Annotated in this window: 11 protein-coding genes and 2 pseudogenes; 7 read left to right on the top strand and 6 right to left on the bottom strand. The window is 31.8% G+C overall.

Annotation, left to right across the window (positions count from 1 at the left end; translation table 11 throughout):
• Positions 1-123: 123 nt before the first annotated feature.
• Genes VJI94_RS05110 through VJI94_RS05125 form a run of 4 tightly spaced genes read right to left on the bottom strand, consistent with a single transcriptional unit; the run spans position 124 to position 2,443 of the window.
• On the bottom strand, positions 124-345 hold the full coding sequence (locus tag VJI94_RS05110) for a hypothetical protein (protein ID WP_004831896.1): 222 nt from the start codon (positions 343-345) through the stop codon (positions 124-126).
• The gene (locus VJI94_RS05115) at positions 346-1,056 is read right to left on the bottom strand and encodes an ABC transporter permease (protein ID WP_324008580.1); all 711 of its coding nucleotides are present in this window, start codon (positions 1,054-1,056) and stop codon (positions 346-348) included.
• On the bottom strand, positions 1,053-1,784 hold the full coding sequence (locus VJI94_RS05120; RefSeq protein WP_324008581.1) for an ABC transporter ATP-binding protein: 732 nt from the start codon (positions 1,782-1,784) through the stop codon (positions 1,053-1,055). Before VJI94_RS05120 ends, VJI94_RS05115 begins: the two co-directional genes overlap by 4 nt.
• 5 nt (positions 1,785-1,789) lie before the next feature.
• Positions 1,790-2,443, bottom strand: coding sequence for a TetR/AcrR family transcriptional regulator (locus tag VJI94_RS05125; protein ID WP_004831893.1), 654 nt, complete (start codon positions 2,441-2,443; stop codon positions 1,790-1,792).
• 29 nt (positions 2,444-2,472) lie between these two features.
• Here VJI94_RS05125 and VJI94_RS08970 point away from each other — a divergent pair.
• Positions 2,473-2,837: pseudogene (locus VJI94_RS08970) on the top strand (helix-turn-helix transcriptional regulator).
• 181 nt (positions 2,838-3,018) lie between these two features.
• On the opposite strand, the pseudogene VJI94_RS05130 reads toward VJI94_RS08970, so the two are convergent.
• Positions 3,019-3,658: pseudogene (locus VJI94_RS05130) on the bottom strand (DUF6017 domain-containing protein); the annotation flags it as partial.
• Between the two features lie 864 nt (positions 3,659-4,522).
• Between VJI94_RS05130 and VJI94_RS05135 the strand changes: the two are divergent.
• From VJI94_RS05135 to VJI94_RS05160, 6 genes are all read left to right on the top strand, one after another.
• Positions 4,523-5,809 carry an ABC transporter permease gene (locus VJI94_RS05135; RefSeq protein ID WP_324008583.1) on the top strand — a complete coding sequence of 429 codons (1,287 nt, stop codon included), beginning with the start codon at positions 4,523-4,525 and terminating at the stop codon, positions 5,807-5,809.
• Positions 5,810-5,819: 10 nt separating this feature from the next.
• The gene (locus VJI94_RS05140; protein ID WP_004831889.1) at positions 5,820-6,464 is read left to right on the top strand and encodes an ABC transporter ATP-binding protein; all 645 of its coding nucleotides are present in this window, start codon (positions 5,820-5,822) and stop codon (positions 6,462-6,464) included.
• A 10-nt stretch (positions 6,465-6,474) separates the two neighbouring features.
• Complete coding sequence (locus VJI94_RS05145; RefSeq protein WP_004831888.1) at positions 6,475-7,854, top strand: ABC transporter permease; 1,380 nt, start codon at positions 6,475-6,477, stop codon at positions 7,852-7,854.
• 157 nt (positions 7,855-8,011) lie between these two features.
• Positions 8,012-8,668 carry a response regulator transcription factor gene (locus tag VJI94_RS05150; protein WP_004831887.1) on the top strand — a complete coding sequence of 219 codons (657 nt, stop codon included), beginning with the start codon at positions 8,012-8,014 and terminating at the stop codon, positions 8,666-8,668.
• Positions 8,665-9,996 (top strand): HAMP domain-containing sensor histidine kinase, encoded by a 1,332-nt coding sequence (locus VJI94_RS05155; protein WP_324008584.1) that lies wholly within the window; start codon positions 8,665-8,667, stop codon positions 9,994-9,996. The genes VJI94_RS05150 and VJI94_RS05155 overlap by 4 nt, the downstream gene beginning before the upstream one ends.
• 302 nt (positions 9,997-10,298) lie before the next feature.
• Positions 10,299-14,015 (top strand): Ig-like domain-containing protein, encoded by a 3,717-nt coding sequence (locus VJI94_RS05160; protein WP_324008586.1) that lies wholly within the window; start codon positions 10,299-10,301, stop codon positions 14,013-14,015.
• A 170-nt stretch (positions 14,016-14,185) separates the two neighbouring features.
• On the opposite strand, the gene VJI94_RS05165 is transcribed toward VJI94_RS05160, so the two are convergent.
• A complete protein-coding gene (locus VJI94_RS05165; RefSeq protein WP_269754113.1) occupies positions 14,186-15,535 on the bottom strand; it encodes an MATE family efflux transporter in 1,350 nt (449 codons plus the stop codon).
• Positions 15,536-15,545: the final 10 nt, after the last annotated feature.

Consider the following 15,545-nt stretch of genomic DNA (forward strand, 5'->3'; position numbering starts at 1 on the left):
TCTTTATTTCAAAACCGCTGTTAAGATAAGTCGATACTATTTTGAGCAAAACTATTTTGTTACTACAACAACGGTTTTTATTTCCCGTTAGAGTGGTAGATTTTGTTATTCTAATTGTTACTGTTACATCTGTATAAATCCACTTACAACGGCCGCTATACCAATTACAAGGCATATTAAGCCTGCAATAGTTATTCCCTTTCTTCCTTTTGACTTTCTGTTTACAAGAAAAAGAACAATCGCCAACATGATAAGTACAATTCCTATTCCCACACTAAACATATATAGCTCAGATGATATGCTTTCTAATCCATTATCTATTGCTGTTTCTATTGCTTTTTCCATCTACTCAACCTCCATAACTTCCACTTTTTTCATTAAAATGGCAGAAAACATTATCCCAATTAATATCATCACTGCCACGAATATATACATTGCTATCTTGCTTGAAGTTGTATTTGCAACGATATTACACATCAATGATGCAATGAGTACAGCTGAAACAATAGTGGTCGGAACAGATTTTTTTATAAACCCAATTCCTACAGCTATAATCCCTATACTTGCGGCGCTGAGTGACATAATGAGCGTAGTTTCAATTGCTTGAAACATAATAGAATATGTAAAATCTCCACTTACAAGATGTAAAAATTTTTCGCTCACACCGAATATAATAAAAATAAGAAAATTGCTTATAAACATTGCAATAACAGTAAAGACAAATACAATACAAAGTTTGGATAGCATGATTTTCTTCCTGTTTATAGGGTATGAAAAAAGTAAAATAGGGCGCTTCCCTGAATATTCCTCAATGATAATTTTTGAATATATAACAGCAGCCAATACACAAAATACCGTCATATTCAAAACACCGTACAAAGGAATAAGATTTTCATATCCCGAAAAAATTTTCATATCTGCATCATTTGTCTCTAACATAGGGGCATATGCGAAAAGGTATAGAAAGCCTAACATTATTACAGCAATAATAAGTGCGGAAATAACGTAAGTGCAAAAATTAGTTCTTCTTAATTCTAATCGAATGAGAGTTTTCATTTGTTCTCCCCTCCATTCATAATATCAATAAAATAGTCTTCAAGACCAGAGGGGCACTCTGCTTTGATTTTTGTCATTGAGACTTCTTTTACAATAGTTCCATTTACGATTACTCCGATTGTATCGGCTATATGCTCTATTTCCGTTAATATATGACTGGAAATCAATAAAGTCATGTTTTGATTTTTCACAAGTTCTATGAATAAATCTCGTATTTCTTTAATCCCCACAGGGTCAAGCCCGTTAATTGGTTCGTCTAAAATTAGCAACTTAGGCTTGTGAATAATCGCTCTTGCGATAGCAAGTCTTTGGCGCATACCTAAAGAAAAGGTGGAAACAGGTTGTTCATTTATGTTATTTAGACCTACACTTGACAATACAGAAGCTATATCGCTATTTGTTTTCCCCATATAAGCAAGATGAATTTTCAAATTTTCCATTGCCGATAGATGTTCATAAAAGATAGGTGTTTCAATAATTGTTCCAATTTCTGATAATATTTTGTTACGCTCAGAAGTTACACTCATACCTAAAACCTGTGCGTTGCCCATGGTTGGGGTAAGTAATCCAGATATTATCTTAAATAATGTTGTTTTTCCTGCCCCATTTGCACCTAAAAACCCGTAAATTGTTCTCTTTTCCACATGGATATTGCAATCTTTGAGGACTTCACGGCTAAGAAAAGTTTTCGTGATGTTTTCAGTTTTTACTGCTAAATTTATATTCATTTATTTTACTCTCCTTGAGGATACAGTCTATGTAGTAAATCTGTTGATTTTTGAATAATAGTATCAGTCAGCACATCTATTCCGATAGACATCATCATATTTTGTAAAAATTTCAAACGCAACAATAATTTATCAGCATTGCAACTAAAAACAGCAGGGTCGCACCATACATTTATTAATAGTAAAAAAACTTCCGCACATTCATCGGGGTAATCCGTGGCAAGTGAACCGTCTGATATGCCTTGCTTTATTATCTCTGAGATTAAATGTGAGTCTTTACAAACGCAGTCTTGCATATAAGCTAAAACAAATTCGGCACTTTTCATACGGGTATTCATCACATCATCTAAGTAGTGTGTCTCTTGACTATCAAGGTTTTTTTCCAAAATGGCTTGTAACTTTTCTTTTCCATTTAAGGAGTTCATTTCAGATAACCAGTTATTCATAGTTTCTTTGATAACTTGAGCTTTTTTTTCTGTAACAGCCTTAATAATTGCATCCTTGGACTGAAAATGATGATATATTGCTCCTTTTGATATTCCGGCAGTAGTGGCAATATCATTCATGCTTGTTTTGTCAAAGCCTTTTTCTAAAAATAATTTTGCCGAGACGGATAATATATCATCAATAGTTGATTGTGAGTTGTATTTTTTAGACATAGCAATCCTCCTAGTTAAAAACCGAACGGTTGGTTCTTAATTATTATATCTCTATTCGCTTATATTGTCAAGCTATAAAAGCAGCACGAAAAGCAAAGGGACATTCAATAAACGCATTAGCGAACGAGCTGAAAATATCTCCCCGATATTGCATCCATTGAGAACAGTGGACAGCACCCAAGCTTACAACTCTTTTATGAGCCTGTCATTCTTTTAGATATTTCGGTAGACACATTCTTTTTTTTCCAATGAGGAAACAGACAAATTAACGCAGAGCAGATGGCTTGATAGCCTGCTCGAAGTCAGCAACAAGGGATCCCGAATAGTTACCGCTACTGCAAAAGAGGTTAAGGAAATCGAAACAAAGGGCAATGAACGCCCCCACACAACTTAATATGAAATTTGAACTGAGAAGCATTGTAATCTTTTTGAGATTGCAGCGTTTTCTATTTGTGAAAGTTGGCAAAATTCTTTTCTTCCTCCGGCGCTTCATAAAAGATATATCCGATCAGGGCACAGTAGAAAAGTCGTTCCGATTTCGTCCAGAAATCCTCAGCGGCTTTTTCGCCGTCGCCTTTTCTTTTGCTGCATACGGTTTCAAGAATCAGGTCAAGAATTTCATCAATGCGATCACGATCAAGGCGTTTTGTGTTTATGAGGTGTCCATACTCGATATTGTCCTTGATAAGTTCCTCATAGATTTTGTATGCATCTTTTTCTTCCTTTCCATTCTTTTCCGGTAATGGCTGCTAACTCAAAGGAGAGGGGTCAGGGGAAAGGATAGGAATGGAATAGGTATTTAATCCATTTTTATTTATTTTTTCTTTTTTTGATAGATCAGTTTTTTGTATATCTTTATTTAATTGCATTGGATTTTCCGACGTCGGCTTATTCGATGTTGGATTTTCCAATACCGGACTTTGCGGCTGTTCATAAATAGTATAGGTAATGGCTGTCATTTTTCCTTTCTCATCTCTGCCTTGCGCCCTTTCGATATATCCAGCCTTTTCAAGCTCCAAGACGGCAGTACGAATGGCATCGATACTTTCTTTGTTGATATGGGAAAGTCCTGCAAGGGTATAGTCCCAGTTTTCCGGAAGTGAAAGCATCTGTGAGAGCAAGCCCTTTGCTTTTAGCGTCAGTTCTTTGTTTCGCAGGTGGTGATTGCTCATAACGGGTATAGCCCTTGTTTTTTTCTACTCTGAAAACTGCCATGCTGATACTCCTTTCATTTTTTATTTGTTACGCAGTTAAAGGGCGATTTTGAGGAAAAAGGTATATTACCCTTACTTTGTCAAAACCGCCCTCTGAAAGCTTTGTATTTCAAGCCCTTATTTACTTCTATTTCGTAACATGGGCATGAAAAAAGCGGCATCTTATGCTTCCTTTGACAGAAGCGAAAGATCACCGCTTTTAGATTTCCTATTTAATTTTGATTCCCACAACATGCCTTATGGCATCTGTGGTAAAATACCTTTATTCGCAAGAGTTTTTACAGCACATCAAGGTTCTTTCCTCAAAAGTAGTAAATTGGTAGTAAATTCAACTTGTACTCTTGCAAATATCCTTGTATTTCAAGGAGTTTGAGGGTTAATTATTAAAGTTTGAGAGAAATATTTAAAAAAATATAAAAGGTATCAAAAAAATTATTGAAAATTTTATATAAAAATAAAATACTTCACGTCATAGCTCTTTGTAAAGTAAAGCCCCCTAGACGTCATCTCGAGCGTAGCCGAGAGATCTCCTAAAGCCCCGTGCTTGCAAACAAAAGCAGGTCTGACGTAGTCATTGCGTACAATGACTCTGGAGATTTCATAAAGCTCTTTGTCATTAAATTTTTTAAAAAATTTTTTCATTTCATAAATATTTCATTTTCATTTCATAAATATTTCATAAATCTAGTTTAAAATAGCTACTGTAAAGAAAATACTTTAAAATTTAAAAATAAATTAAAGTATTTTTTTGCTGATTAATCTAAATATAGTTAAGGAGGAATGATAAATTTCTAATTACTTAGAATTTAATGGGGACATCCTAAAAATATAAAATAAATTTGAGAGAGGGGAGCTGAATAGGACAGTGGTAAAAAATGCGATAGCATATGTTTTAAGAAAAAAGAATAGAACTTTTATAGTTTTTATTATTTTGACAGTAGTGCTTTCTTGCTTATATGCATGTTTAAATATTTTGAAATCAGGTACTAGCCTGGAGAAGTCTTTATATAAATCTTCAAATTCATCTTCAACGATAGCCAAAAAAGATAGTCAAGGATATTTTGATAAGAATGAATTTAAAGGAATAAATGATATAAAGGAAATTGAAGAAGTTGTTTCTCAATATGAAGGTCTGGCAAGATTGTCAAATACAAATGCTGTAGATAGTGGGCAACAAATCACTAGAGATGATATTCCAAGCTATTTAAAAAATGTTGTTTCAATACAAGCTACAAGCAATGTAAAAAGAAATGTTTTGTTTAACAGTGGAGTTTTTGCAATAAAAGAGGGAAGAAATATTGAAAAAAATGATAAAGACAAAATATTAGTTCATGAAGAGTTTGCTGAAAAGAACAAGTTAAAAGTAGGCGATAAAATTAGTTTAGAGTTTGTAGATCCAAATCAAACTGATAAGAGTAATAAGAAATATGAATTTGAAATTGTTGGAATTTTTTCAGGAAAGAAACAGGAAAAACAAACTGGATTAACTTCAGATTTGAGTGAAAATACAATGTTTGCAGATTATGATTCTGCACAAAAGGCATTAAATGTTGAAGGAAATAAACAACTAGTAAATAAGTTGACATTTTTCTCGGGAACTCCTGAAAATATGGACGAGGCGATAAATAAGGTTAAAAAACTTAATGTCGATTGGGAAAAATCTTATACAGTTGATAAAGAGGCAAATGCCTTTAAAGATGCTCTTGAGTCATTAAATGGTGTTAAACATATTATAAGAATAATGACTTTTGCAATTATGATTGGTGGTTCTGTAGTTCTTTCATTGATATTGATACTATGGTTAAGAGAAAGAATTTACGAAATTGGAATTTTATTATCCATTGGGGTAAGTAAGTTTAAAATTGTAACTCAATTTATAATGGAATTAATATTTATATCACTTCCGGCAATTCTGGTATCTTTGATATTTGGAAATCTGGTAGTAAATCAAATTATTGGTGGGTTGATTAGTTCAGAGGATACGACATCAATTACATCTAATTTTGTAAGTAATGGATATAATATGAACAATTTAATAACTTTTGCACAAAGTTATGGAGTTTTAGTGCTAATTATTGTTTTATCAGTAGTTTTTGCATCAGGATTGATTTTAGTTAAGAAACCGAAAGAAATTTTATCACAAATTAGTTAGGAGGAAGTAAATGAATATATTAGAAATCAAAAATGTAACATATAGTTATGCGAATTCAAAAGAAAAAGTTTTATCATTAATAAATCAAGGATTTGAACTTGGGAAATTTTATGCAATTATCGGGAAATCCGGAACAGGAAAGTCAACATTACTTTCATTGTTAGCCGGATTGGATAAACCGAATAGCGGAGAAATTTTGTTCAAAGATGAAAATATAGAGAAAGCGGGTTATAGTAATCACAGAAAAAATAACATATCTCTTGTATTCCAAAACTATAATCTTATAGATTATTTATCACCATTGGAAAATATCAGATTGGTAAATAGTAAAGCATCTGAGGATATATTACTTGAATTGGGACTTGATAGAACTCAAGTAAGAAGAAATGTAATGAAGCTTTCAGGTGGGCAACAACAAAGAGTTGCTATTGCAAGAGCTTTAGTATCAGAAGCACCGGTTATTTTAGCGGATGAACCTACAGGTAACTTGGATGAAACTACAGCCGGAGAAATAATAGAAGTATTGAAGAAATTGGCTAAAGAAAGAAATAAATGTGTAATAGTAGTAACTCATAGTAAAGAAGTTGCAAGTGCAGCTGATACAATACTGGAACTTAATAATAAAAGATTAAAAGAAGTAACAAAAAATAAGTAGGAGGTAAGCGATGTTAAAAAATGCTTTTGCGTACGTAACTAGAAAGAGTTTAAAATCGTTAATTATATTATTAATTATCTTATCAATGTCAGCACTTAGCTTGATAAGTTTATCTATAAAAGATGCTACTAATAAGGCATCAGAAGAAACTTTTGGAAACATTACAAACAGTTTTACAATGGAAATTAATAGAAGAGTAAATCAAGGTACTGCTAGAGGTGGTGGTAATGTAAGAGGTCAAGATATCAAAAAAATTGTTGATTCCGGACATGTGGATAATTTTGTTAAGAGAATTAACAGTGTTGCCAATTTGGACGACAACTTAGATATTGTAGAAGCACCGGGTGCTTCACGAAACGAATCTGCAGAAAGAGCTAAAAACTTCAAAAGAGCAGTTATGTTAACAGGTGTAAACAGTTCTCAAAAAGAGACAAAATTTGTTTCAGGTGCATATAAATTAGTTGAAGGTGAACATTTAACTAGTGAAGATAAAAATAAAATTTTAATGCACAAAGATTTAGCTGCAAAGAATAATTTGAAAGTTGGAGACAAAATCAAATTAAAATCAAATGTTTACGATGCGGATAATGAAAAGAAAGCAAATGAAACTGTTGAAGTAGAAATTAAAGGGCTTTTTGACGGACATGGAAAAAGTGCAGTAACTTATTCACAAGAACTTTATGAAAACACTTTAATTACAGATGTTCATACAGCAGCTAAAGTTTATGGAAATACTGAAGATACAGCAACATATCAAGATGCAACATTCTTTGTAAAAGGTAACAGAAATTTAGATCAAGTAATAAAAGATCTTAAAAAATTGGATATTAACTGGAGATCATATAATTTAATTAAGAGTTCTTCAAACTTCCCTGCATTACAAAAATCTATTTCCGGAATATATTCAATTGCAAATCAATTATTTGCAGGTTCTCTAATATTCGCAGGTATAGTAGTTACATTATTGTTATTCTTGTGGATGAATGCCAGAAAGAAAGAAATTGCAGTATTGTTATCAATAGGAATTTCTAAAACTAAGATATTTGGACAATTCGCCATTGAGTTGCTTTTCGTTGCAATACCGGCATTTATAGGTTCATATTTCTTAGCAGGTTATACAGGAAAAATACTTGGAAACAGCATATTGAAGAAAGTTACAGGAAGTATTGCAAAACAAATTGCAAGACAGTCAGCATCAACAAAATTGGGTGGTGGAGCTGAGGTTGACGGATTTAATAAGACACTTACAAGTTTAGATGTTAATATTAATCCAAAAGCTCTCCTTTATGTAGTATTGTTTATGACAATAGTACTTGCAATCGCGTTAATAATATCTTCTTCAAATATTTTAAGAAAGAAACCAAAAGACTTATTAATCGATACAAAATAGTTTTTTTAAATATGGGGGTACTTCGTAATTGTTGTACGAGAACGAAAATTATCGGTGTATATACATCGATAATTTTCGCCTTTTATGGTATACTATATTTTGGGTAATATTTAATATAAATATGGCAAAATTTAGTTTTATATAAGAGGAGGACCTTATGAAAATACTTGTTGTTGAGGACGACCAATTTATCAGAGAAGGAATTTCTGAATATTTATCCGAATTCGGTTATGAGATTATTCAAGCAAAAGATGGACAGGAAGCTCTAATAAATTTTAATAACAATGATATTAATTTGGTAATTTTAGATATTCAAATTCCATTTCTAAACGGATTGGAAGTCTTAAAAGAAATCAGAAAAAAAAGTAAATTACCTGTCCTCATGTTGACAGCATTTAATGATGAAGAATACAAAATAAATGCCTTTTCAAGTTTGGCAGATGGTTATATGGAAAAGCCGTTTTCACTACCGGTTTTAAAAGTTAGGATTGATTCTTTGATTAAAAGGCATTATAGTGGTCAAGAAAAATTTGAATATAAAGATGCTGAAGTTAATTTCACGAGTTACACAGCCAAGTACAATGGCGAGGATGTGGATATAAATGCAAAAGAACTTGAAATATTAAAATATTTATTGGAAAATGAAGGACATGCTTTGACCAGAGCACAGATAATAGATAATGTGTGGAAAGAAACGGATGAAATTCCTTTTGATAGAGTTATAGATGTATATATAAAAGAATTGAGGAAAAAGCTGGGATTAGATTGTATTGTAACAATCAGGAACGTAGGTTATAAGCTGGAGAGAAAATGAAGAATTTAAAAATATTTCCAAAAATGTTTCTGCAGACATTTGGAATTCTTGGAACTGTAATTGTTTTAATACATTTGCTGGTATTTTTTATTTTCCCGAGAACTTACTTGGAAACGAGAAAGCAGGAGCTTTATGCAAAAGCGGATGAAATTTCCAATAGTATTCAAGGAAAAGATAGGAAATTTGTCGAACAGTCTTTGGAATTTTATTCTAAAAGCAGTGATATAAAAGCACTCATAAAAGGACAAACCGGAGATGATGAATTGCAAGTTGGTGATGACCTTAATGTCAATTTAAAGAGCGGTAATAATTCTTTAATCATTGAAGAGAGAGAAATAGAATTAAAAAATGGAGAAAAAATATCCATACAGTTTATTTCCACTGCAGACATGAAAAAAGATGCAAAAGAATTGAGTTTTAAATTCTTACCATATTCATTATTTATATCTTTCATTTTTTCTATTATAGTTTCTCTTATCTATGCAAAGGCGATAACTAATAATATAAATGAAATAAAAAATGCTACAAAAAAGATGATGCGATTAGATAGAACGGCTTATTTGAAAATTAATTCTACTAATGAAGTTGGCGAATTAAAAGAACAGATTAACGATTTGTATAACACTCTTTTAAAATTGATAGATGACTTAGAACTTAAAAATGAAGAAATAATAAAACTTGAAAAACTAAAATATGATTTTTTCAGAGGTACATCTCATGAGCTAAAAACACCTCTTGCAAGTCTAAAAATAATATTGGAAAATATGAAATACAATATTGGAAAATATAAAAATAGAGATTTGTATATTGAAAATTGTATTGAAATAGTTGATCATTTGACAAGAAGCATTTCACAAATGTTATCAGTTTCTTCTTTTGAACATTTAAAAGACGATGAAGAAATAATAGTTGTTAATGATATATTGGAAGATGTATTGAAACAGTATATGTTACTTGCAAATCACAAAAACATAAAAGTCAATAATTATTTGAAAAATGAAAAAATCTATATAGGAATAACAGCTCTTAAAATTGTACTATCCAATTTGGTAAACAATGCAGTCAAATATTCTGATGAAGGCGGTGTAATAAACATCGGGACAAAAGATGATTGGCTTTATATTGAAAATTCCTACAAGGATAATAAAGATTTAGATATAAATAAAATATTTGAAATAAATTTCAACCTAAACAAAGAAAATAGTAATGGTTTAGGATTATACATTGTAAAAAACATCTTATTAAACTACGGAATAAAATACAAAGTAGAAAAAAACGAAATAGGAATTGTATTTTTAATTGAATTATCCGGTAATATGGATAAATAAATTTTTTGTATATGAAAAATCCTCCTGATGAATAAAAATTTACAGGGGGACTTATTTATATCAAAAAGTTTCCTTTTGCTTTTTAGCAAATTAATTTGATTTATGAAATTATTGATAAAAATGAAAAGGATTATTGACATTAAAATATTGACAAATTGTATAAATACATATATAATTAAAGTGAATTTTTATACATATCAGAATATATATATATATAATTATTTTTAAATTAAATTGATATGGTTGTGTAAATTTTGATAAGAATAGCAAAATAAAATTGTCTATGAAATTAGGAGGAAAAAATGGAAAACTTATTGAAAGTTATTTCACGAAAAAGGCAAAATAGTAATAAAAAACCAAAGTGGAATATGAGAAAATTGTCCATAGGTTTGATTTCTTGTTTGCTTGGATTTAGTATGTTGATAAGTTCAACTACAAATGTATATGCAAAAGTTGCTTGGGGTACAGACGGCAAAGTGTATATGGGAGATTCAAACAAAGAAGTAGAAAATGCTAAAAAGAATATTAATGTTACAAAAACTCTTTCAGCAGATGGGAAAAGCATACATTGGAAAATAGAGTTTAATAAAAATCGTGAAAGTTGGACTACACCCTGGATTTTTGTTTTTTTGCCTGATGCCGTAAAAGCTCCAAAAGAAATTAAAAGATATAAAAATGGTGTTTATCATGATACCGTTAAAATTGAAGATTTTAATGGAAGTCACAACAGATGGCATGCTGAAAAAGGAACTCAAGGATTTGAACAAGAGTGGACTAATTTTGTCCAAAGGACAGGTAATGACGGATCTATGGCAGAGCAAAATGCTTGGAAGGATCAAGGAAGATATTCTCGTTTAATTTATTCGAAAGAGGCGTCAGGAAAAACAGCATATACTTGGGAATTTGATACTGAAATTATCCCCGGAATAGATGTAGATGAAGCTGCAATATTAGCTGGTATCAATGCTTGGAATCACGGTTATCCTCGTGTTGTCGGTTATGGTCCACATGATACTGATGGAGATGGTGTTTCCGATGTTAAAGAAAATAAACTTGGAACAGATCCTACAAAAGCTGATAGTAAACCTAGTAAAGATAAAGTATATCCTCCTGTTGTTAATGATGGAAAGAAATATGTAAAAAAAGGAACTACTGTTTTATCTAATGAAATATTAGACAGAGTAACAGTTCCAAGAGAAGCCGGTGCTATTACAAAGGAAACAGGTAGTGTTCCTACTGAGCTTGGAGAAGGAACAGCTAAAGTTAAAGTAAAATACAGTGACGGTTCAGAAGCATTGGCAGATGTCCCTGTTGTTGTTTACGAAGCACCTGTTGCTCCGGATAAAAAAACAGAAGTTGGAGATACGGAACATTTAACTGCTGAAGAAAAGAAAGTGGTTGAAGATGCTATAAAGGCTAAAAATTCTAAATTGCCTGAAGGTACAACAGTAACTGTTGATGAAAAAGGTAAAGCTACAATTACATTACCTGACGGAACAACAGAAGAAATACCTGCAGAAAAATTGGTTGAGAAGAAAAAACCTAAAGAAAAAACTGCTACACCGACCGATGTTAAACAAGATTATGATGATAATATTGGTAAAGCGGTAATAACAGGTAAGGCACCTGCAAATTCAGAAGTTAAGTTAAAAAATAGCAATGGTGATGTAGTAGCGACTACAACTGCGAAACCTGATGGAACATTTTCAATTCCAATTCCAAATACAGTAAAAGATGGAGATAAAGTTACTGTTACTGCGACTGAAACAGGAAAGACAGAAAGTGAAAAGTCAAATGAAGTTGTTATAGATTTAAAAGATCCTTCAGCCCCTACTATAGAAGATGTATATGTAGGAGATAAAGATGTTACTGTAAATCTTCCAAACGATGTAGAAGTTGGAGATAAAGTAAGAGTTACACTCCCAAACGGTAAGCGTGTGGAAGTTGAGTTAACAGCTGAAATGATTGCTGCTAAAAAAGCTAAAGTAGGGATTCCAGAAGGGATAACTTTGAAGAAAGATGAACAAGTTACAGTTCAACTTATGGATAAAGCAGGGAATACAAGTGATGTTATTGTAACAAAAGTTAAAGAAAAAGAATTCGATAAAGAAAAGATAGCGAATATAGAAATAAAAACGCCGCCAACAAAGACAAAATATACAGAAGGTGAAAAGTTTGATCCTGCAGGAATGGTAGTAACATTGACAGATGAAAACGGAAAGAAAGTCGATGTACCAGCAGAAAAATTTGCTGAATATGGAATAACAGTACCGACAGAAAATTTAACAAAAGATCAAACAAAAGTCGAAGTAAAAGTAAAAGATAAAAAGGCGGAACAAGCTATCACAGTTAAAGAAAAAGAATTCGATAAAGAAAAGATAGCGAATATAGAAATAAAAACGCCGCCAACAAAGACAAAGTATACAGAAGGCGAAAAGTTTGATCCGGCAGGAATGGTAGTAACATTGACAGATGAAAACGGAAAGAAAGTTGATGTACCAGCAGAAAAATTTGCTGAATACGGAATAACAGTACCGACAGAAAACTTGACAAAAGATCAAACAAAAGTTGAAGTAAAAGTAAAAGATAAGAAGGTAGAACAACCTATCACAGTTAAAGAAAAAGAATTCGATAAAGAAAAGATAGCGAATATAGAAATAAAAACGCCGCCAACAAAGACAAAGTATACAGAAGGCGAAAAGTTTGATCCGGCAGGAATGGTAGTAACATTGACAGATGAAAACGGAAAGAAAGTTGATGTACCAGCAGAAAAATTTGCTGAATACGGAATAACAGTACCGACAGAAAACTTGACAAAAGATCAAACAAAAGTTGAAGTAAAAGTAAAAAATAAGAAGGCGGAACAACCTATCACAGTTAAAGAAAAAGAATTTGACAAAGAAAAGATAGCGAAGGTAGAAATAAAAACACCACCAACAAAGACGAAATATACAGAAGGCGAAAAATTTGATCCGGCAGGAATGGTAGTAACATTGACAGATGAAAACGGAAAGAAAGTTGATGTACCGGCAGAAAAATTTGCTGAATATGGAATAACAGTACCGACAGAAAATCTAACAAAAGATCAAACAAAAGTCGAAGTAAAGGTAAAAGACAAGAAGGCGGAACAACCTATCACAGTTACACCAAAGGTAAGTAAAACTGAAATGCCTGTTATAAATAATGCAAAAGCAGGGGATAAAAAAATAACAGGTACTGCAGAGCCTGGAGCAACTTTGACAGTAACCACTCCGGAAGGGGTAAAAACTGTTGTAGCAGGGGCTGACGGAAAATGGGAAATTACTTTGGGAACCCCATTAGCTGAAGGCAATGTTATTAAAGCTGTTGCAAAAGTAAATGGCAAAGGGGCTAGTAATGAAGCTTCCATAACTGTTGGAAAGGCAAAACCAATAGCAGACCAAGTAACACCGGCAATACCTAAGGAAAAGACACCGGTTGAAAATCCAACAAACTTAACAAAAGAAGAAAAAGAAATTGTTAAGAAAAAAGTGAAAGAAGTAAATAAAGGAAACTTTCCAAATGGAACAAAGGTTGAAATAGGAACGGATGGAACAGCGACAATCACATATCCTGATAATTCACAAGATAAGATAAAGGGAAGAGATTTGGTTGTCAAGAAAAAAGTAAAACCTATAGCAGATCAAGTAACACCGGCAATACCTAAGGAAAAGACACCGGTTGAAAATCCAACAAACTTAACAAAAGAAGAAAAAGAAATTGTTAAGAAAAAAGTGGAAAAAGCAAATAAAGGAAATTTTCCAAATGGAACAAAGGTTGAAATAGGAACAGACGGGACAGCGACAATCACATATCCTGATAATTCACAAGATAAGATAAAGGGAAGTGATTTGGTTGTTAAGAAAAAAGTAGTTTCAAAAAAACCGACAAACAAAAAACTTCCAAAAACTTCAATTACAGGAACAGGTTTAAGTGGAGTAATGATTGGTTTAGCCGGAATTGGACTATCAGTATTGAAGAAAAAGAAAAGGGAAGATTAAGATTTCGCTAAAAATTGAATATTTCAAGATAGAATAAGCTATGGAATGTTTTAATTGAATCAGTAACTAAGGTTGAGGAGTAAAATCCTCAACCTTTTGTTATGTAAAAATAGTGCATCAAAAATTTCTTTAGATACACTACTTTTAAAAATATTAAGGTTATTTTATTTTTAATTATTTTGTTTTAGTAATTTTTTTCTTATCATTAAATAGCAACAGATATGTGCTGTCGTTGTCAATGCCCAAGAAATCGGATATGAAATATAAAGTGATTCTTGTGTTCTATAAATTTGAAATATAGTAAATATCCAAATTACTCTGAATAGGCAAGCACCCGTTAAAGACACAACCATTGGTAAAATGGAATATCCCATTCCTCTTAAGGAACCGACTGTTACGTCCATCAGTCCGCATAGTAGATATGTTGCTGAAACAATTTTCATTCTGTTAAGTCCATACATAATTACTTCAGGATTATCCGTAAAAATTCTAAGTAGAATATTTCCTAAAGAATATGCACCAACTCCAAGTACAAGTCCAACAACTGTAACAATTCCAAGACCTTGTAATAAAATTTTATCTATTCTATGATATTTTTTAGCTCCCATATTTTGACTTGTAAAACTAAGTGTTGATTGATAAATTGAATTCATTGACATATATACAAAGCCTTCAATATTTATCGCTGCAGTATTTCCTGCAATAACGAGTTTTCCAAATGTATTTATTGAGGATTGAATCAATACATTTGAAATACTGAATACAATACCTTGAAGTCCTGCAGGAAGTCCTATTCTTAAAATGCTTTTAACTTTATCTTTTTGTAATTTTATTTTTCTTAAATTCAAATGCATATAACCTACAGTTTTTGTTAAGAATAATATCATCATAATACCTGAAACATATTGTGAAATTATTGTTGCTATTGCAACTCCTGCAACACTCATATTTAATACTATTACAAAAAATAAATTTAAGATAACATTTAAAATACCTGATACTATTAAAAAGAAAAGAGGTCTTTTTGTATCTCCGATTGCTCTTAAAAGGGCAGCACCGAAATTATATATTGCTGCAGCGGGGCTTCCTAAAAAGATTATTCTCATATAAAGTACAGATAAATCAATTATTTCATTTGGTGTGCCCATAAGATGTAACATTGGTTTTGAAGCGATAAGTCCTACAAAAAGTAAAATTGTTCCAGAAATAATCGCAAGCCCGATTGCATTGTGAACAGTATCTGATGCATTTTTATAGTCTCTTGCTCCACAATATTTTCCCATTGTTACACTGATTCCCATAGAAATTCCGATTAATAAACTAACGAGTAAATTTATTAGTGAGGAAGTTGCACCAACTCCTGCAAGTGCAGTGCTTCCGGAAAAACGTCCAACAACTATTATATCTATTGTATTAAAAAGTAATTGAAAAATACTTGTAAAGATAATTGGAATTGAAAAAAATATCATTTTTTTCAAGGTCTTTCCATTTATCATATCTATTTCATTGCTTTTAACCATTATATCCTCC

Origin of the sequence: Parvimonas sp. D9 (assembly GCF_035282565.1) — a bacterium.
Classification (GTDB): Bacteria; Bacillota; Clostridia; order Tissierellales; family Peptoniphilaceae; genus Parvimonas; species Parvimonas micra.

Coding starts and splice junctions, on each gene's coding strand:
- VJI94_RS05110 (WP_004831896.1), bottom strand. CDS start 345: ATGGAAAAAGCAATAGAAACAGCAATAGATAATGGATTAGAAAGCATA.
- VJI94_RS05115 (WP_324008580.1), bottom strand. CDS start 1,056: ATGAAAACTCTCATTCGATTAGAATTAAGAAGAACTAATTTTTGCACT.
- VJI94_RS05120 (WP_324008581.1), bottom strand. CDS start 1,784: ATGAATATAAATTTAGCAGTAAAAACTGAAAACATCACGAAAACTTTT.
- VJI94_RS05125 (WP_004831893.1), bottom strand. CDS start 2,443: ATGTCTAAAAAATACAACTCACAATCAACTATTGATGATATATTATCC.
- VJI94_RS05140 (WP_004831889.1), top strand. CDS start 5,820: ATGAATATATTAGAAATCAAAAATGTAACATATAGTTATGCGAATTCA.
- VJI94_RS05145 (WP_004831888.1), top strand. CDS start 6,475: ATGTTAAAAAATGCTTTTGCGTACGTAACTAGAAAGAGTTTAAAATCG.
- VJI94_RS05150 (WP_004831887.1), top strand. CDS start 8,012: ATGAAAATACTTGTTGTTGAGGACGACCAATTTATCAGAGAAGGAATT.
- VJI94_RS05155 (WP_324008584.1), top strand. CDS start 8,665: ATGAAGAATTTAAAAATATTTCCAAAAATGTTTCTGCAGACATTTGGA.
- VJI94_RS05160 (WP_324008586.1), top strand. CDS start 10,299: ATGGAAAACTTATTGAAAGTTATTTCACGAAAAAGGCAAAATAGTAAT.
- VJI94_RS05165 (WP_269754113.1), bottom strand. CDS start 15,535: ATGGTTAAAAGCAATGAAATAGATATGATAAATGGAAAGACCTTGAAA.